Annotated in this window: 19 protein-coding genes and 1 tRNA gene; 8 read left to right on the top strand and 12 right to left on the bottom strand. The window is 70.3% G+C overall.

Annotated elements, in window-relative coordinates:
- Window positions 1–52: 52 nt before the first annotated feature.
- Both FLW16_RS30040 and FLW16_RS30045 read right to left on the bottom strand, forming a co-directional pair.
- A complete protein-coding gene (locus FLW16_RS30040) occupies window positions 53–1,435 on the bottom strand; it encodes an ammonium transporter (RefSeq protein WP_260615708.1) in 1,383 nt (460 codons plus the stop codon).
- An 80-nt stretch (window positions 1,436–1,515) separates the two neighbouring features.
- Window positions 1,516–2,301 carry a dienelactone hydrolase family protein gene (locus FLW16_RS30045; RefSeq protein WP_221891355.1) on the bottom strand — a complete coding sequence of 262 codons (786 nt, stop codon included), beginning with the start codon at window positions 2,299–2,301 and terminating at the stop codon, window positions 1,516–1,518.
- 74 nt (window positions 2,302–2,375) lie between these two features.
- Between FLW16_RS30045 and FLW16_RS30050 the strand changes: the two genes are divergently transcribed.
- Window positions 2,376–3,242: a helix-turn-helix transcriptional regulator gene (locus FLW16_RS30050; RefSeq protein ID WP_142563498.1), complete on the top strand. Its 867-nt coding sequence runs from the start codon at window positions 2,376–2,378 to the stop codon at window positions 3,240–3,242.
- Between the two features lie 38 nt (window positions 3,243–3,280).
- On the opposite strand, the gene FLW16_RS30055 is transcribed toward FLW16_RS30050, so the two are convergent.
- Together FLW16_RS30055 and FLW16_RS30060 are read right to left on the bottom strand one after the other, a co-directional pair.
- Entirely contained in the window at window positions 3,281–5,542 is a 2,262-nt protein-coding gene (locus FLW16_RS30055) for a catalase (protein ID WP_142563499.1), read from the bottom strand.
- Between the two features lie 376 nt (window positions 5,543–5,918).
- On the bottom strand, window positions 5,919–6,542 hold the full coding sequence (locus FLW16_RS30060) for an NAD(P)-dependent oxidoreductase (protein ID WP_142563500.1): 624 nt from the start codon (window positions 6,540–6,542) through the stop codon (window positions 5,919–5,921).
- A 103-nt stretch (window positions 6,543–6,645) separates the two neighbouring features.
- On the opposite strand from FLW16_RS30060, the gene FLW16_RS30065 reads away from it, so the two are divergent.
- From FLW16_RS30065 to FLW16_RS30075, 3 genes are read left to right on the top strand one after another with little or no spacing between them, the layout of a single operon-like run.
- A complete protein-coding gene (locus FLW16_RS30065) occupies window positions 6,646–7,032 on the top strand; it encodes a helix-turn-helix domain-containing protein (RefSeq protein WP_142563501.1) in 387 nt (128 codons plus the stop codon).
- Between the two features lie 39 nt (window positions 7,033–7,071).
- Complete coding sequence (locus FLW16_RS30070; RefSeq protein ID WP_260615710.1) at window positions 7,072–7,590, top strand: N-acetyltransferase; 519 nt, start codon at window positions 7,072–7,074, stop codon at window positions 7,588–7,590.
- 25 nt (window positions 7,591–7,615) lie between these two features.
- On the top strand, window positions 7,616–8,026 hold the full coding sequence (locus tag FLW16_RS30075; RefSeq protein ID WP_142563502.1) for an Imm10 family immunity protein: 411 nt from the start codon (window positions 7,616–7,618) through the stop codon (window positions 8,024–8,026).
- Window positions 8,027–8,114: 88 nt separating this feature from the next.
- Here the strand turns inward: FLW16_RS30075 and FLW16_RS30080 are convergent, their stop codons facing one another.
- A complete protein-coding gene (locus FLW16_RS30080; protein ID WP_142563503.1) occupies window positions 8,115–8,525 on the bottom strand; it encodes an organic hydroperoxide resistance protein in 411 nt (136 codons plus the stop codon).
- 296 nt (window positions 8,526–8,821) lie between these two features.
- On the opposite strand from FLW16_RS30080, the gene FLW16_RS30085 reads away from it, so the two are divergent.
- Both FLW16_RS30085 and FLW16_RS30090 read left to right on the top strand, forming a co-directional pair.
- A complete protein-coding gene (locus tag FLW16_RS30085) occupies window positions 8,822–9,415 on the top strand; it encodes a TetR/AcrR family transcriptional regulator (RefSeq protein WP_185949649.1) in 594 nt (197 codons plus the stop codon).
- A gap of 110 nt (window positions 9,416–9,525) precedes the next feature.
- Window positions 9,526–10,062, top strand: coding sequence for an isochorismatase family protein (locus FLW16_RS30090; protein ID WP_142563505.1), 537 nt, complete (start codon window positions 9,526–9,528; stop codon window positions 10,060–10,062).
- Between the two features lie 66 nt (window positions 10,063–10,128).
- Here FLW16_RS30090 and FLW16_RS30095 read toward each other — a convergent pair whose 3' ends face one another.
- From FLW16_RS30095 to FLW16_RS30110, 4 genes are all read right to left on the bottom strand, one after another.
- Window positions 10,129–10,329, bottom strand: a complete 201-nt coding sequence (locus FLW16_RS30095; RefSeq protein WP_142563506.1) for a hypothetical protein — start codon at window positions 10,327–10,329, stop codon at window positions 10,129–10,131.
- 139 nt (window positions 10,330–10,468) lie between these two features.
- Entirely contained in the window at window positions 10,469–10,849 is a 381-nt protein-coding gene (locus FLW16_RS30100; protein ID WP_142563507.1) for a hypothetical protein, read from the bottom strand.
- Window positions 10,850–10,887: 38 nt separating this feature from the next.
- A complete protein-coding gene (locus FLW16_RS30105) occupies window positions 10,888–11,082 on the bottom strand; it encodes a hypothetical protein (RefSeq protein ID WP_142563508.1) in 195 nt (64 codons plus the stop codon).
- A gap of 697 nt (window positions 11,083–11,779) precedes the next feature.
- A tRNA-Val gene (locus FLW16_RS30110) sits at window positions 11,780–11,851 on the bottom strand.
- 465 nt (window positions 11,852–12,316) lie between these two features.
- Here FLW16_RS30110 and FLW16_RS30115 point away from each other — a divergent pair.
- Window positions 12,317–12,733 carry an SsgA family sporulation/cell division regulator gene (locus FLW16_RS30115; RefSeq protein WP_139575157.1) on the top strand — a complete coding sequence of 139 codons (417 nt, stop codon included), beginning with the start codon at window positions 12,317–12,319 and terminating at the stop codon, window positions 12,731–12,733.
- A 4-nt stretch (window positions 12,734–12,737) separates the two neighbouring features.
- Here the strand turns inward: FLW16_RS30115 and FLW16_RS30120 are convergent, their stop codons facing one another.
- Window positions 12,738–13,346 (bottom strand): DUF305 domain-containing protein, encoded by a 609-nt coding sequence (locus tag FLW16_RS30120; RefSeq protein WP_260615711.1) that lies wholly within the window; start codon window positions 13,344–13,346, stop codon window positions 12,738–12,740.
- Between the two features lie 83 nt (window positions 13,347–13,429).
- Between FLW16_RS30120 and FLW16_RS30125 the strand changes: the two genes are divergently transcribed.
- On the top strand, window positions 13,430–14,809 hold the full coding sequence (locus tag FLW16_RS30125) for an LVIVD repeat-containing protein (protein ID WP_260615713.1): 1,380 nt from the start codon (window positions 13,430–13,432) through the stop codon (window positions 14,807–14,809).
- 4 nt (window positions 14,810–14,813) lie between these two features.
- On the opposite strand, the gene FLW16_RS30130 is transcribed toward FLW16_RS30125, so the two are convergent.
- Together FLW16_RS30130 and FLW16_RS30135 are read right to left on the bottom strand one after the other, a co-directional pair.
- Window positions 14,814–15,644 (bottom strand): aminotransferase class IV, encoded by an 831-nt coding sequence (locus FLW16_RS30130; RefSeq protein WP_139575160.1) that lies wholly within the window; start codon window positions 15,642–15,644, stop codon window positions 14,814–14,816.
- A 15-nt stretch (window positions 15,645–15,659) separates the two neighbouring features.
- Window positions 15,660–16,673, bottom strand: coding sequence for a chorismate-binding protein (locus FLW16_RS30135; protein WP_142563511.1), 1,014 nt, complete (start codon window positions 16,671–16,673; stop codon window positions 15,660–15,662).
- Between the last annotated feature and the right edge of the window lie 31 nt (window positions 16,674–16,704).

A 16,704-nucleotide genomic window follows, 5' to 3' on the forward strand; every position in this document is an offset into this window, starting at 1 on the left:
ACGTCAGCCGGACAGGGAGCGGATTACGGCGAAGCCGGCCCCCCGCCGCACGTCATCGGCCGTGGTCAGGGGTGTGGTCGCGGCTGTGGTCACGGGCGCGGTCACGGGCGCGGTCACGGACCGCCGTGGACACGCCCAGCCGGACGGCGTGGTCGAGCACGCCGTGGTCGTAGGCGGTCTCGGCGTGCAGCGCCAGATCGACGCCGGACACCTCCTCCTCCTCGCTGACGCGGAAACCCATCAGCCGGTGGATCAGCTTGCCGATCCCGTAGGTGACCGCGAAGGCGTACAACGCGACCACCGGCACCGCCATCGCCTGCTTGCCCAGCTGGGCCAGCCCGCCGCCGTACAGCAGGCCCCTGGGACCGTCGGCGCCGGTGAGTGTGCGGGTGGCCAGCAGCCCGATGAGCAGGGTGCCGACGACGCCCCCGACCAGATGCACGCCGACCACGTCGAGGGAGTCGTCGTAGCCGTGCCGGAACTTCCAGCCGACCGCCTGCGAGCAGATCATGCCCGCGGCCAGGCCGATCGCCAGGGCGCCCAGCACGTCGACAGAGCCGCACGACGGTGTGATCGCGACCAGCCCGGCCACGACGCCCGAGGCGACCCCGAACGTGGTGGGGTGGCCGTCGCGGCGCTGCTCCACCACCAGCCAGCCCAGCAGGCCGGTGCATCCCGCGGCCAGGGTGTTGAGGAAGACGGCGGCGGCGGTGCCGTCCGCGGCCAGCGCGGAACCGGCGTTGAATCCGAACCAGCCGAACCACAGCAGCCCGGCGCCGAGCAGCACCAGGGGCAGGTTGTGCGGGCGCATGGCCTCGGCCTTGAACCCGATCCGCGGCCCGAGCACCAGCGCCAGGGCGAGCCCGGAGGCTCCCGAGGTGATCTCCACGACCAGGCCGCCCGCGTAGTCGAGCGTGCCCATGGCCTGGATCCAGCCGCCGGGGCCCCACACCCAGTGGGCGATGGGCGCGTAGACCACGAGCGCCCACACCGGGACGAAGACCATCCAGGCCGAGAAGCGGGCCCGGTCGGCGATGGCGCCGCTGATCAGTGCCGCGGTGATGACGGCGAAGGTGAGCTGGAACGTCGCGAACAGCAGCGTCGGCACCTGCCCGGTGACCGACCCGGTGGTGATGTCGCGCAGCCCCACGTGGGCCAGGCCGCCGATCAGTCCCCCGATGTCGGGGCCGAACGCCAGGCTGTATCCGGCGGCCAGCCAGACGAGGGTGACCAGGGCGATCGAGACGAAGCTCATCATGATCATGTTGAGCACGCTCTTGGCCCTGACCATCCCGCCGTAGAAGAAGGCCAGGCCCGGCGTCATCAGCAGGACGAGCGCGGTACAGGCCAGGAGCCAGGCGGTGGCGCCGCCATCTACCTTCACCGGCATGATCGCCTCACACTCCTCAGGGTGGTCGTCCGCAGGCTCCGCCACGGGCGCACCATGAGACTCACCGTTGACCGTTTCATGGCGTATTCGGGAGTGTTACTGCGATGTTTCTTATTGCGAGGGCGTTACCGGCTCCTCACCGGACCATGCTCGGCCAGCTCTTCGGCCAGGAGTTCCCGTACGCGCCGCCAGGCGTCGTCGGCCGCCGCGGCGTCGTACGTGTCGCGGCGGTCGCAGAGGAACCCGTGGCCGACGCCGGGGTATTCGACGATCTCGTGGCGTACGGCGGCGGCCCGCAGCGCGTCCGCGATCATCCGGCGGTGGTCCGGCGGAACGACGTGGTCCTCTGCGCCCACGAGGACCAGCACGCGCCCGGTGATGCCGGGGGTCAGCGCGAGCGTCGGTTCCGGACGGCTGAGGGGGATGTCGGTGGCCGGGATCCAGCCGCCGTAGGCGACGGCCACCGCCGCGAGGTTCAGGCGGGCGGCCGCGAGGTAGGCCACGTGGCCCCCGAGGCTCAGGCCGACCATGCCGACGCGCACGCAGCCGCGCGCACGCAGGTGCTCCATGGCGGCGCGCACGTCGTGCACCACCTGATCCCGCGTCAGCCGGTGCAGCAGATCGAAGCCCCGCTCGCGGCCCGCCGCGTCATGCGGGAGCTCGATGCCGGGGGCGTCACGGTGATAGAGGTCCGGCGCCAGCGCGACGTATCCGTCCATGGCGAGCCGCTCGCAGACGTCGCGGACGTGGGCGCTGACGCCGAAGAGCTCCATCGCCACCAGCACGCCGGGAAAGGGCCCGGGGCCGGCCGGGCGGGCGAGGAAGGCGCCCATCCGCGACCCGTCGGCGACGGTCACCTCAGCCGACTCGGTGAGGATCCGGTGCGGAGCGCGCGAAGATCGTGTAGTCACGGAACGACGCTAACGTCGCCCCATGGGCGTAACCACAGGACGTTCATGCTAGTAACCGCAGTATCAGGATCACCATGACCGATGCCGTCGATCCCGCGCGGCTGAGGGAGCTCGGCGATTTCCTGCGCTCCCGGAGGAACCGCCTGCGCCCCGCCGACGTCGGGCTTCCCCCGGGCGGCCGGCGCCGCATCCCCGGCCTGCGGCGGGAGGAGGTCGCCACGCTCGCGGCGATCTCCCCGACCTACCTCGCCTTCCTGGAGCAGGGCCGGGACGTGCGCCCCTCGCGTCAGGTCCTCGACGCGCTGGCCGGCGCTCTGCGCCTCAGCACCGCCGAGCGCGCGCACCTGCACGAACTTGTCCACCACGCCGCGCCTGCGGTCGTCACGCCCGGCGGGGAGACGCTGCCGCCCGCCGTCGCTGCGCTCGTCGACCGGCTCGATCCGTGTCCCGCCTACGTCACGGGACGGCGCTGGGACGTGCTCGCGGCCAACCGCGCCGCCCGCGCGCTGTGGACCGACTGGCTCCTGCTGGCGCCCGGCGCCCGCAACATGCTCTGGTGGATGTTCACCGACCCGGCCGCGCGGACGGTCTTCGTGGAGTGGGAGCAGGAGGCGTCCGCGCAGCTCGCGCGCTTCCGTTCCGCTGCCGCCCGCCACCCCGGCGACCGCGGCTTCGCGGAGTTGACCGCGCGGCTCAAGGCCGCCAGCCCGGAGGTGCGCGCGTGGTGGCCGCGGCACGACATCGCGCCGCTGAGTTCGGGCACCAAGAGACTGCGCCATCCGCTCCTCGGGGAGCTCGAACTGCGGCACGTCGTCCTTCTCACCGCCGACGACGTCGAGCAGAAGCTCGTCGCCTTCCTCGCCGCGGATGCCGACCAGGCGCGGATCGCAGAGCTGATCGCCGCCGACCAGCGACCCGGCGGCCTCCTCCCCCGGCCCTGATCGAGGGAGGAGGCCCTGCGGACGCCCGATGTCGAGCGTCAGGCCACCGAGGCGGGGAACCGCTCCCAGACGCGGTGGGCGGCCATCAGCCGCTGCACAGCGGTGAAGACCTCCGTGGCGGAGTCACCGGAGACCACGCCCGGTGTGCCGGAGACTCCGGCCTGTGCGAGCAGCTTCGCGCCCGCGCCCCAGGCGCCGATCGCCTTGGCGTGCCGCCAGCACTCCTCGATCATGAGCGTCACCCGCGGGTCGGCCGCGCCGGAGCCGCCGGCGCCCGCCTTGGCGTCGCGCGTGGGCAGGGCGTCGGGGGCCGGCGCCGGCGCGGCCGCCACCAGCAGGGCGTCGAACTCGATCGACCGTGCGGTGGCGAAGGTCCGCTGCACGGGCATGTCGCCCAGCATCCCGCCGTGCGGGGCGATCAGCAGCGGCACCATGCCGGCGGCGAACACGGCCTTGCGCAGGTCGCGTACGCCGTCGAGGTCGGCGCCGTCGTCCACGACGATGCCGACCATGCGGCCGTCGGCCGGCCACTCCTTGCCCACCTGCGAGAGCGCGGGGCTCGGCGCCGGGTCGGCGAGCGGCAGGACCGGCTCCGGCGCGGGCAGGCCCAGCCCGGTGGCGACCTCCCGGCACAGGACCGGGTCGATGTTCGCCAGGCACTGGAGCTGCCGCTCCTTGATCGCCTGCTCGTAGCACTTGCCCAGCTCGAAGGTGTAGGCGCGGATGATGTGCTCCTTCTCCACCGGCGACATGCTCAGCCAGAACAGGCGGGCCTGGCTGAAGTGGTCGTCGAAGGACACGGGGTTGGCGCGGACCTTCCTCGCCCGGGCGACCTCGACCGGTGTGTCGACGAACGCGTTCTCGGCGTCCCCGGCGACGAACGGGTTCCCGCCGTCCAGGGAGTTCGGCCGGTAGGGCGCGACCCCGGCGTGCACGGCGTGCTGGTGGAAGCCGTCCCGGAGCATGTCGTTGACCGGGCAGTGCGGCCGGTTGATCGGGATCTGCGCGAAGTTCGGGCCGCCCAGGCGGGTGATCTGCGTGTCGAGGTAGGAGAACAGCCGCGTCTGCAGCAGCGGGTCGTTGGTGACGTCGATGCCCGGCGGCAGGTGGCCGACGTGGAAGGCGACCTGCTCGACCTCGGCGAAGAAGTTCGTGGGCGTCCGGTTGAGCGTCATCCGCCCGACGGGCTGCACCGGCGCGAGCTCCTCGGGCACGATCTTGGTCGGATCGAGCAGGTCGATGCCCTCGAAGGTCTGGTCGGGGGTGTCGGGGAACACCTGGATGCCGAGCTCCCACTCGGGGTAGGCGCCGGCCTCGATCGCGTCGTACAGGTCGCGGCGGTGGAAGTCGGGGTCCATTCCGCCGAGCATCTGCGCCTCTTCCCAGGTCAGGGAGTGCACGCCGAGCTTGGGCTTCCAGTGGAACTTGACCAGCACCGTCTCCCCGGCCTCGTTGACCAGCCGGAAGGTGTGGACGCCGAAGCCCTCCATCATCCGGAAGGAGCGCGGGATTCCCCGGTCGGACATGTTCCACATGGTGTGGTGCTGCGCCTCGGTGTGCAGGGAGACGAAGTCCCAGAACGTGTCGTGGGCGCTCTGCGCCTGGGGGATCTCCCTGTCCGGATGCGGCTTGCCCGCGTGGATCACGTCGGGGAACTTGATGCCGTCCTGGATGAAGAACACCGGGATGTTGTTGGCGACGAGGTCGAATGTGCCCTCGTCGGTGTAGAACTTCGTCGCGAAGCCGCGGGTGTCGCGGACCGTGTCGGCCGAGCCGCGCGAACCGAGGACGGTGGAGAACCGCACGAAGACGTCGGTCTTCTTCCCCTTCTTGAGGAAGCCTGCCCTGGTCACCGCCGAGGCGGTGCCGTACGCCTCGAACACGCCGTGGGCGCCGGCGCCCCGGGCGTGGACGACGCGCTCGGGGATGCGCTCGTGGTCGAAGTGCGTGATCTTCTCACGCAGGTGGTGGTCCTGCAGCAGGGTCGGACCACGCTCGCCCGCCTTCAGCGAGTGGTCGGTGTCGCGCAGCCGGGCCCCCTGCGCGGTGGTGAGGTAGGCGCCCTGCTGGCCCTTCGACGTGGCGGGCGCATCGGTCTCCGCTCCGGTCGGCGTGACGGTCGCGGGAGCGCCCTGTTCCTTCTTCGGCGGCAGCGGGTCGCGCGGCGTCACCGGCTCCTCGACGGTCGCCGGGGCGCTGCCCGGCGAGCCGGGAACGTCCGGCGCCAGGAAGTCGGCCACCTTGTCCGCGGCGTTCTCCATGGCATCCTTGACGGCCTTGGCAGGCTTGCTGGCATCCATTCGGCGAGTTCCTCCATGGAGCGGTTCGGGCAGGTCCGCGCCGCAGTACCCGCAGGTAGGAGGCCGAAACATCCGCTCGCGGCCGCCGGATGCCCGCTTCAGGAGCTCGGGCGGTGTCCGCGCTCGGCCTGCTGGACGAGCTCGCGCCGCATCACCCCGGGAGATGCAGGCCGTGGCCCGCAAGCTGAGCCCGGACCGGCTCGCCGCCACCACGTCCGGGGACAACCCTGCCACCGCCCTGAGCGCCTACGTCGCCGCACGCGCCGAGCGGGGAGACCTTGTCACGGCCGAGCCCGCGGTCATCGTGGGCGTCCTGCAGTGCGTGCTGCTGGTGCCGATGTTCGCCGACCGGCTCGGCGACCCAGGGGGTTCGGCGTCACGCCTCCCGGATGCTGAGGGCGGCGCGGTGGTGGCGGGGCGCCTCGACCTCGTCGAGCAGCGCGATCGCGAAGTCCGCGTACGTGATGCGGCTGGTCATGTCGCCGTGGTCGGCGACCAGGTACCGGCCGGTGCGCGTGCCGTCATGGTCGAAGTCGCCTGCGGGCGCCACGTACGCCCAGTCCAGGTCGCAGGTCCGAAGCTCGTCAAGGCCCGCGGCGTGGCCGAGGAAGAACTCGCGGTACTCGTTGGGGTAGCCGGGCTCGTCCATCAGGGGGGCACCGGACGCCCCGGGCATGACCGATGCGAGACCGACCACCACCAGGCGGGGCACGCCCGCCTTCGCCAGGCCGGTGGACAGGGCGCGGGCCGACGTGGTGAAGAAGGCATGCGGTGCCGCGGACAGGTCCGCGGCGGCACTGATGGCGGCGTCGTGCCCGGCGGCCGCTCGCTCGATGCTCACCGGGTCCGTGACGTCGCCCGCCACCACCCGCACGTCGCCCAGGTCGCCGTGGCCCGCGGGGTCGCGCACCACGGCGGTGACCTGATGGCCGCGCCGACGCGCCTCCGCGACCGCCTGCCGCCCGGCCCGGCCACCCGCGCCGAAGACCACGATGTTCATCGCGAACCACCTCTCACCAGGGCCGGAACCCGTGCGCCCGGCCGATGCCCCGGACGCTATCCGGAGCCGCGGTTACCACCGGGATACCGGCTATCGTGAGGCCATGAGGGAACCCCTGCCCGCCGACATGTTCGACGAGCTGTGTCCGTCCTCGCTCAATCCGATCCGATTCGGTGACAAGTGGGCGCCGCTCATCATCCGCTGTCTCGAGCACGGGCCGCGCCGGTTCTCCGAGCTACGCGTACCGCTGAACCGCGTCACTCCCAAGGTCCTCACCCAGTCGCTGCGGTCCCTCGAACGGGACGGCCTGGTCAAGCGCACCGTCTACGCCGAGGCCACCCCCCATGTCGAGTACGAACTGACCCCACTCGGTCGAAGCATGCTCGAACCGCTGGCGGTCGCCTGCGCCTGGGCGGCGGAGCACTGGGACGAACTGCTCGACGCCCGCGAGTCGTACGACGACGCCGCCCGCCTCGACCGCGCCGGCTGACGCCGGTTGGCGCCGCGGCCGCCCGTAGGGCACTGTCTGATGGTGATCGAACTACGTGTCCTGAGCGAAGACGACTGGCAGACCTGGCGCGAGGTGCGGCTCGCCGCGCTTGCCGAGGCGCCGCACGCGTTCGGCTCGACGTTGTCAGAGTGGCAGGGAGAAGGCGACCGCGAGGAACGCTGGCGGGCGCGCCTGGCGCTTCCCGGCTCCCACAATGTCATCGCCGTGATCGGCGACCGTCCGGTCGGAATGGTCAGCGGCGTTCCGGCGGAGGCGGCCGACGAGGCGGAGCTGATCTCCCTCTGGGTGAGTCCCACGGCTCGGGGCGAGGGGGTGGGAGACCGATTGATCAGAGAGGTCGAACGGTGGGCCGTGATGGATCGGGCGGCCAGGACGTTGCGATTGTCCGTGATGCCGGACAACGGCCGGGCCATCGCCCTGTACGAACGCTACGGCTTCGAGGACACCGGAGAGCCCGGCGACCTGCTGCGTGACGGCGTGGGCCGGAAACAGGTGCTGGCGAAGATCCTGAAAGGCGGAGCCGGCGATCGCCACTGAGCCGGCCGGCTGCTATAACCCCCGCGTGACCTACCGATTCACCGCCCGCGCAGCCGGCGGAGACGAACAGTTCGATGAGGACTACCGCGACGCCGGAGTAGCGGAATTCGAGGATGGCACCGGCTTCGTCCTGATCTTCATGAGTGGCATCGAAGAGGCCGACGATCAGGACGTGGATCTCGGCCAGGACACTTACTGCCTGGTCACCGCCGATCAGGGAACCGCCTACGGTTGCGTTCGAGAAGTCGCTGTTCGCGATGACACGTTGCGCGTTGTGCTCGACCCCGCCGCTCTGCGGAATCTCGGTTTGGACGACCCGGTGATCGAAGCGGTGTTGGACGTCCCCGAGGCTGATGTGAAGCGCATGCGTGAGGTGCTTCGCAGCATATTCAGCTATGGAAGAGCAGACGCCAGACCGGTGCTTGTCGACCTGTGAGCCGCCGTAACCGTTGTGCCGGGCGTACTCCTCGATCTCACGTACGGCCCGGCGGAATTTGTCCGGCCGGGCCGTACATCGGGCCTCGTTACTCGACGAGCAGTTCGACGGGCATATTGCCGCGGGTGGCGTTGGAGTACGGGCACACCTGGTGGGTGGCGTCCACGAGGTTCCGCGCCTGCTCCTCGGTGAGAGTGCCGGGCAGCTCCACCCGCAGGACGGCGTCCAGCTCGTAGCCGCCCTTGCCGTTGGGCGACAGGCCGACCTCCGCGGTGACCGAGGCGTCCGACACGTCGAGGCCCTGCGTACCCGCCACGAGTTTCATGGAGGTGGCGAAGCAGGCGGCGTAGCCGGCGGCGAAGAGCTGCTCGGGATTGGTGCCGTCGCCGTTGCCGCCCAGCTCCTTCTGCAGGGCGAGCTGGACGTCCAGCCGCCCGTCCGAGGAGACCGCCCGGCCGTCGCGGCCTTGTGCGGTGGCGGTGGCAGTGTAGATCCGCATGGTTTCCCTTCGTGATTGTCGGTTCTCGCGCCCAGGGCCGACGACAGCGTGACGGCCAGGGGCACGACGGTGACGGCCGGCTCTCGCCGTACACGAGAGTGATCGCGGCGCCCACGACCAGCACCGCACCGAAGACGTCCAGACCGCGAGTTCGCGCGATGCGCCGCCGTGGGGCAGCAGGCAGACAGCGCACCTCCATTCGTTACGGACCGATCAGTCCGGACCGATCGGTCCCAATCCTGAGGGCAGGGCGGTACGCTGTCAACCAAGATTGCTCATCACGGGAAGGACAGACGGTGACGCGCAAACCGACCCCCGGCACCCGGCGACGCATCCTCGAGACGACAGCCCGCCTGTTCGGCGAGCAGGGCGCGCGGGCCGTGGGCATGCAGCAGATCGTCGAGGAGACGGGACTCGGTAAGAGCGCGCTCTACCGCGAGTTCACCGGCAAGGACGATCTGGTGAAGGCATGGGTGGGCGAGTTGCACGACCAGGCCTGGTCAAAACTCGACAGCGCGATCGCCCGCCATGAGGGCGATCCTGCCCGCCAGCTCCTGGCCATCGTGGAACACGCTCAGGAGACCGCCCGGACCTCAGACGCCCATGGCTGCACCTTCTACAACACCTCGGCGGAGTATCGCGATCCCGACCACCCCGGCCGCAGGGAGGCCGTCGCCCACCTCGACCAGCTACGCGAACGGCTGCACGCCCTCGCCGCCGCCGCACGCGCCACCGACCCCGAGGCCCTGGCCGACATGCTGATGCTCGTCATCTCCGGCCTGTACGCCAACGCGGCCACGCTCGGCCCCTCCGGTCCCGTCACACGATCCGTCAGCGCCGCCCGCATCCTCATCGAGCAGCACATACCGGCACATGCCCGCGCGTCCTGAGGCCGGCACGGTCGCGTGGCCGAGCACCGCCGGTCGGCGCCACGATTGGCCGCACCGAGCGGTGGCAACCGCCATCGGGTGAATGAATTCGGATCGCTACCATGCCGATCATGGAGAAACTGGATCCTCGCCGCACCGCATTGCTCCTTATCGATCTCATGACGCGCATCGTCGAGCAACCGACGGCACCACATGCCGGATCCGCCGTGGTCACTCGCTCCCTCGCCCTCGCTGACGCAATGCGAAAGGCGGGAGGTCTCGTTGTCGCCGTACGGGTCGAGCGGCCAGGCGTTGCGGAGCAGCCACCGGGCAGCGAACTGGCGGAAGGGGTGCTCGGCGACCTGGAGATCGTGAAGCACACGTGGGGCGCATTTCACAACACCGGGCTGGAGGAGGCATTGCGTAAGCGCGGTGTCGACACCCTGATCATCACCGGGATCGCCACGAACTTCGGCGTCGAGCAGACCGCGCGCTTCGCCGACGAGTTCGGCTTCACGGTGATCCTGCCCGAGGACGCGATCACCGCACTCGACGCACACGCCCATGCGTTCGCCTTCGACTACGTCTTCCCGCGCATCGCCACTGTCAGCACTACCGCCGAGGTCGTGGCAGCACTGGAGGGGATGGTCACGGAATCCGGGCGGTGATTTGCCGAATTCACCGGATGAGCAGCCGAGACGCCGCACAGCGCGGCGTAGGCGGGCGGTCGCCGATCACTGCTTGCCTGAGGGGCCTTTGGTGTCGCGTTCGCCCACAGCAGCGGCGAGGGCACCGATCGTGATCCCGATGCCGGCCAGGGCCAGGGCCGTCTGCTTGGCCACGGGAGCGTCGCCCTCGGCGCCCAACGTCGTCAGCGCCGCGACGAGCAGGAAGAGCGTGCCGATGAAGAGCAGGGCACGATAGAGATATCGCATGATCGGCGATGGTACTTGATCTACGCCCACCTGGCTCCGCGGATTGATCGACCAACTTGGCCACCCGAACGGTAGTCACTCAGGCGAGCAGAAGGCCGAGCCCCCACCCGGCCCGACTCCTCCGCTGACTCCGGACATTTCACTCGACCAGCTGCTGCATCCGCCGGCGCACGCGTCGAATGCGGGCCGTACCGCTCTCCTGACCACCGAGCCCGAGGTTCATACGTCGCCTGAGTACGTACTGCACGACCTCCCCGAGCGGCGCATCGGGCCACTTCTTCCACGACTTCGGCCGTCGCGTCAGGAGACGCTCCTCCACAGCCGACTCGGCGACTTCATCGACAGCGCCCTTGGCGGCCTCAAGCACCAGGCACGCTCTCCGCCGGTTGGCCCGGTGTGGATACTTCTTGCTCCGTGGGATGTTCTTGCGCGAGCTCTTGTCGTTCTCGCCGTACTCATTGCGGCGATCCTTGGCATAGCTCAGCGCCTTCTTCTCCTGAGGGCTTCTACGACGCCCCACGCATCGCCCCCGCGTTCGTCGGACTACCGGCGTCGACGCTACTCGCCAGAGTCGATCGAATTCAGGTCATCGTCCGTCAGCTCGGCGAGCTCGGCCTCCAATTCCTCCTTCTCATCACGCCGGCGAGCCCTGCTGGCCCACGCCTTCGCCTCCTCGGTGAACCCCCAATGCCCATGCTTGCGGCTCATGTCGCGCGCGCCGGCGTGCTCCGTCTTCCCCTTGCCCAAGCCCATGGCGCGATCGTAAGCCCGGAGATCACGCGTCTTCGGGCTCCCGTCTCCACCCCTCGCCGCCGGCAAGGACGACACCCTTGACGAAGACGAACGCAGGCACCCACCGGGCCAACTGGAGGGACGACCGCCAGAGGGCTGGGGGCCGGTTGCGCGGCTGCGGTGGGCGAAGCCTCGGGCCTGCCTGGGACGCCGCCGATCTGGAGACTGGAACCCTCCGGTGGTGCGTGTCGCCGTGGAGCTGCTGACCGCTCACCGTGAGGCATATCGCCCCCGGCCCCTGGGAGATGACTTCATCAATTCGGCCGGCGGTCCGATCCGGCGCGACGCTGCTCCGCTCTCGCGTCCGGCGCTCAGCGCTGGGTGCGGGCCGGCCCGGAGGCGGTCGCTCTCATGGCGAAGAACGGCGCACTGCTACGCCACCTGGCTCGTCTCCGACTGCGTCCCCCGTCAATGACCTGGCGCAGCGCCTCGGGCACGAGCCCATGTCCACGACGCGCAACCGCTACACGCACTCCACACGTAACCGCTATGGCAGGGCTCGGGCGCTCATCGCTGACGCCTGCTCCGGACCGGCCCCAGGAGCTGGACACAGTCAGCGCCGCCGATCTCGACGGCGAGGAGGACCAGAGCCGGTGCCAAAGCTTTGAACAGCCAAAAGGCCCGTTGGAGTGGTGGTCTCCGACGGGCCTTGATCGTGTGGGCGATACTGGGATCGAACCAGTGACCTCTTCGGTGTGAACGAAGCGCTCTCCCGCTGAGCTAATCGCCCGGGATCATCTGCGCCTTGCGGCGCCGACGGGGAAAACCATACCGCACTCGAGGGGGTGATGGCGAAAGCACGGACCGGTCGGCTCGATCGTCCCGCCTTCGTCAACACCTTCGAAAGGTTCGCCAGACCGTCCCCGGCGTGGGGGTGTGGTGTCATAGCATCGTGATGCTCCATGCTCGACCTATACGCACGACCTGAGATCATTCGCCCGCAATGGCATCGCCGGCGCGGCCCCGCCGACACGCAAAGCAGAGGTAAGGACAAGCCTGTTGGTGATGTTTGAGCTGGTAGATGACCGAATGTCAAGCTGTGATGTGCGTTACAGAAGGGCCTGGAGGCGGAATCTTTCCTACGGGTCTCTTCGTTCGTCTCGTAGCACGAGCGCCCGGCGAGGCCCGACCGCACAGTGAAGACGCAGTGAAAGCCCCTGACAGGGGACCCGACGACGAAAAGGTTTGGCTGACGATGAACAGCACCACCGTCTCTGCCGAGCTAGGCCTTCGGCTTGTGGTCCCCGACCGTACGACCGTCCCCCTGCTCGCCGGCCTGAGCTACACGGCTGAGGATCCGTACGCCATCCGGATGGCCTTCCACGTGGGGAATGACGAGCCGGTCGAGTGGATCTTCGCCCGCGAGCTGCTGACCGTGGGCATCGTGCGGCGTGTTGGAGACGGAGACGTCCAGGTGTGGCCGGCCCGTTCGGACGGCGAGCGGACCCTCAACATCAGTCTCACCTCGCCCTTCGGCCAGGCCCTGTTCGAGGTGCCCCTGGCCCCCCTCACCGAGTTCCTGCATCGGACCTACGAGCTCGTCTCCGCCGGTCGTGAGACCGACTTCATGGACCTGGACGAGGAGCTCACCAACATGCTCTGGAGCTCCTAGGGGGCTAGCCCAGCCTCCGCTGGATTCCTCGCATCCGCGCGATCTCGATCTGCTGGCCGGAGACGACGTCCTGGGCCATCGCCCGCATGGCCCGGTCTCGTCCCCGGCGCAGTTCCTGCGCCGCCATGCTCACCGCGCCCTTGTGGTGCCGGATCATCAGCGTGAGGAACAGCGTGTCGAAGGCGCGCCCCCGCGCCGTACGCAGCCAGGTGAGCTCGTCCTCGCTCGCCATGCCGTAGTCGCTCATCTCGTGATCACCCGTGCCGTGGTCGTGCGCGGGCGGCGGGGTGCGGCCCAGGCTCCGCAGCCACGACTCCATCACGGCGATCTCCGGGCGCTGCCCGTCCACCACGCGGTCCGCCACCGCCGTCACCAGCGGATCGCCGGTCCGCCCCGCGGCCAGCCCCGCCATCTCCAGCGCCTGCCGGTGATGCGGGATCATCGCCTCGGCGAACCGTACGTCCGCCGCCACGGGCCCCGCCTCCGCCGGTGAGCGGGCCGGCGCGGAGCCGGACTGCCCGGGGGCGCCGAGAACGATCACCGGGGCGTCGGCGTGCGCCGGTGGAGCGGCTCCGGACGAGCAGCCGGCCAGCGCCGGCGCAACTGCCAGCACAACCGTTACCAATCCGGTCCGCACCGGCCGCGGGCTCGACATAACTTCCATAGTGGGCGATGATCCGCGGACATGGGGGCAATGTGAGCAGACCGAGGCTGAAGGCCGCGCTGGTGGCGTCCGTCCTCCTCCTGGCCCCGGCCTGCGCCTCCGACGAGCCCGCGCCGCCCCAGGCGGCCGCTCCGACCGGCATCCCGGGGCAGGACGAGATCAGGCACAGCCCCAACATGACGCTGGTCGCCAACGTCCCCCTGGCGGCGCCGTTCGACGGCCCGGACGACTGGGGCACCGACATGGCCTTCCAGGGCCGCTACGCGTTCGTGGGCAACTACGGGGGCTTCACGGTGCACGACATCGGCGACCCCGAGCACCCCAAGGCCGTCGCCCGGGTCGAGTGCCCCGGCGGGCAGAACGACGTCTCGGTCTCCGGCGACCTGCTGTTCCTGTCGGTGGACGAGCCCCGCACCGACGACACCTGCGCGAGCGACGCCGGAGACCCGGCGGCCGCGGGAGCGTGGGAGGGCATCCGCGTCTTCGACATCTCCGACAAGGCCCACCCGCGCTATCTGAAGTCCGTACGCACGGAGTGCGGCTCCCACACGCACGCCATCGTGCCGGGCAGGGACGCCGGGACGGTCTACCTGTACGTCTCCTCCCCCGGCCCTGAACCGGACACGACGAACTGCCGGCCGCCCCACCAGAACATCTCGATCGTGGAGGTTCCCGTCGCCGACCCCGGAAAGGCGCGGGTCGTGGCCAAGCCCGAGCTGTTCGCGGGCAGGCCGGCGGGCGAGGAGGAGACGGGCGGCTGCCACGACATCACCGTCTACCCGGAGAAACACCTGGCCGCGGGCGCCTGCTTCGGCGACGGCGTCCTGCTGGACATCTCCGACCCGGTGCACCCCACGCTGCTGCAGACCGTACGCGACGAGAAGAACTTCTCGATCTGGCACTCGGCCACGTTCGACAACGAGGGCACCAAGGTCGTCTTCAGCGACGAGATGGGCGGCGGGATGGCCGCCACCTGCCTGCCCTCGGTCAGCGCGACCAAGGGAGCGGACGCGATCTACACGCTGACGCCGGAGCGCAGGCTTGTCCGGCAGGGCTACTTCAAGATCCCCCGGGTCCAGAGCGCCGAGGAGAACTGCGTGGCCCACAACGGCGCGCTGGTACCCGTCCCGGGCCGCGACGTGATGGTGCAGGGGTGGTACATGGGCGGAGTCTCGGTCTGGGACTTCACCGACTCCGCCCACCCGCAGGAGATCGCCTACTTCGAGCGCGGGCCGCTGCCGTCGGATCTCCATCTCGGCGGCTCCTGGTCGGCCTACTACTACAACGGCTACATCTACTCGAGCGACATCACCAAGGGCCTCGACGTGCTGCGCCTGGACGACCCCCGCACCGATCCCGCCAAGGCCGTGCGCCTGAAGGAGCTCAACGCCCAGAGCCAGCGCTCCTACTGACGGATCACGGGTCGAGGTCGGCCGCGGAACGCTCGGCGAAGACCTTCATGGCCTCCAGCGTGACCGGCCCGGGCGCCTGCGGCAGCACCTTCCCGTCCACGGCCCTGATCGGCTGGATGTCGCGGGTCGTGGAGGTGAGGAACGCCTCCTCCGCCTCGTACAGCGCCGAGATCGGCACGTCGGCCTCCTCGCCGCCGCACCATTCGAGGGTGAGCGCGCGGGTGACGCCCGCCAGGCAGCCGGAGGAGAGCGTCGGGGTGATCAGGCGCCCGCCGGTGACGATGAAGATGTTGCTCCCGGTGCCCTCGCACAGGTTTCCGGCGAGGTTCTCGAAGATCGCCTCGGCGCCGCCGCGCTCCTTGGCGTACGCCAGGGCCTTGGCGTTGTCGCCGTAGGAGGTGCTCTTGACGCCGGACAGCGCGCCGCGCTCGTTGCGGGGCCAGGGCACCACGACGACGTCGGCGGTGGCGGGGAACGGCGCCTGCTCGCCCACGATGGCGATTGCGTTCGTGCCGGCCGACCCCCGGTCGGAGCCGAGCGGTCCGGGGCCGCTGGTGTAGGTGATCCTGATGCGCGCCAGGGGCCACTTCGGCGCGGCCGCCAGGCAGCGGCGCACGCCGTCGGCGATCGCGGCGAGGTCGGGCTCGGGCAGGTCCATCCGCTTGGCCGACAGCGCCAGCCGGTCGAGGTGGCGGGTCAGCGCGAAGGACTCCCCGTTCACCGCCTTGACCGTCTCGAACACACCGTCGCCGACCATCAGCCCGTGGTCGTACACCGAGACCACGGCCTTGTCGGGCTCGTACAGCTCCCCGTTCACCCAGATGGGTACAGACATCTCCTGCTCCGTTCGTTACCGATGCCGCGGCCCGCCCGCGGACGCGAGGCCGATGAGCCGGGCGGCCTTGAGCTCGGTCTCGTGCCATTCCCTCCGGGGGTCGGACCCCCAGGTGATGCCCGCTCCCGTGCCGAACCGGATCGTGTCGTGCTCGATCCAGAAGGTGCGGATGCCGACCGCCAGCGCCCCCTCGCGCCGGTCGGCGTCGACCCAGCCCACGGCCCCACAGTACGGCCCGCGGGGCTCAGGTTCGAGCTCGTTGATGATCCGCAGCGCCGAGGACTTCGGCGCTCCGGTCACCGATCCCGGAGGGAAGGTGGCGGCGAACAGCTCCGGCCAGCCGGCGCCGCCGGCCAGCCGCGACCGCACCGTGGACACCAGGTGCACGAGCCCGGGGTGCTCCTCGACCGCGAACAGCGAGGGCACGGTCACAGAGCCTACCTCCGCCACGCGGCCGAGGTCGTTGCGAACGAGGTCGACGATCATGAGGTTCTCGGCGTAGTCCTTGTCGAGGAGATCGTCCGCCGTCACGCCCGTGCCCTTGATCGGCCGCGACTCGACCACCTCGCCGCTCCTGGACAGGTACAGCTCCGGCGAGGCCGACACGACCGTCAGCCCCGGCACGCCCACGACGGCCGCGTACGGCGCGGGGTTGCCCTCGGCCAGCCGTACGGCGAGGGCGAGGGGGTCCACGTCGGGCGAGGGCAGCGGCGCGGACAGGACACGGCAGAGGTTGGCCTGGTAGACCTCCCCCCGCTCGATGTAGTCCCTGATCCGCTGGACGCCCCGCTCGTACCCCTCCCGATCGAGGGACGTGGCCCAGGCGTCGCGGGCGGGTCCCCGCCACGGGCCGCGCGGCGGGGGCAGCGGAGCGGGCCGCACCGTGTCGAACCGCGCGCAGACGACCTTCCCCTCGTACGACACGACCACCGCCCACCAGCCGGAGCCGTCGAGGGCGGCCAGGTCGGTGGTCACCTCCCGCAGGCCGGTGGCCAGGTGCCCCCCGATGTGGGCGAAGGCGTCGTACACGTGTCCATTCTCGCGCCCTGCGCCGGAAAGA

It is taken from the genome of Microbispora sp. KK1-11, assembly GCF_006874435.1.
Classification (GTDB): domain Bacteria; phylum Actinomycetota; class Actinomycetes; order Streptosporangiales; family Streptosporangiaceae; genus Microbispora; species Microbispora catharanthi.

What these genes read in the sequence shown, in the direction of transcription:
- FLW16_RS30055 (WP_142563499.1), bottom strand. Translation starts at nt 5,542, where the DNA reads ATGGATGCCAGCAAGCCTGCCAAGGCCGTCAAGGATGCCATGGAGAAC.
- FLW16_RS30115 (WP_139575157.1), top strand. Translation starts at nt 12,317, where the DNA reads ATGAACAGCACCACCGTCTCTGCCGAGCTAGGCCTTCGGCTTGTGGTC.
- FLW16_RS30090 (WP_142563505.1), top strand. Translation starts at nt 9,526, where the DNA reads ATGGAGAAACTGGATCCTCGCCGCACCGCATTGCTCCTTATCGATCTC.
- FLW16_RS30105 (WP_142563508.1), bottom strand. Translation starts at nt 11,082, where the DNA reads ATGGGCTTGGGCAAGGGGAAGACGGAGCACGCCGGCGCGCGCGACATG.
- FLW16_RS30060 (WP_142563500.1), bottom strand. Translation starts at nt 6,542, where the DNA reads ATGAACATCGTGGTCTTCGGCGCGGGTGGCCGGGCCGGGCGGCAGGCG.
- FLW16_RS30070 (WP_260615710.1), top strand. Translation starts at nt 7,072, where the DNA reads ATGGTGATCGAACTACGTGTCCTGAGCGAAGACGACTGGCAGACCTGG.
- FLW16_RS30130 (WP_139575160.1), bottom strand. Translation starts at nt 15,644, where the DNA reads ATGTCTGTACCCATCTGGGTGAACGGGGAGCTGTACGAGCCCGACAAG.
- FLW16_RS30080 (WP_142563503.1), bottom strand. Translation starts at nt 8,525, where the DNA reads ATGCGGATCTACACTGCCACCGCCACCGCACAAGGCCGCGACGGCCGG.
- FLW16_RS30065 (WP_142563501.1), top strand. Translation starts at nt 6,646, where the DNA reads ATGAGGGAACCCCTGCCCGCCGACATGTTCGACGAGCTGTGTCCGTCC.
- FLW16_RS30050 (WP_142563498.1), top strand. Translation starts at nt 2,376, where the DNA reads ATGACCGATGCCGTCGATCCCGCGCGGCTGAGGGAGCTCGGCGATTTC.
- FLW16_RS30095 (WP_142563506.1), bottom strand. Translation starts at nt 10,329, where the DNA reads ATGCGATATCTCTATCGTGCCCTGCTCTTCATCGGCACGCTCTTCCTG.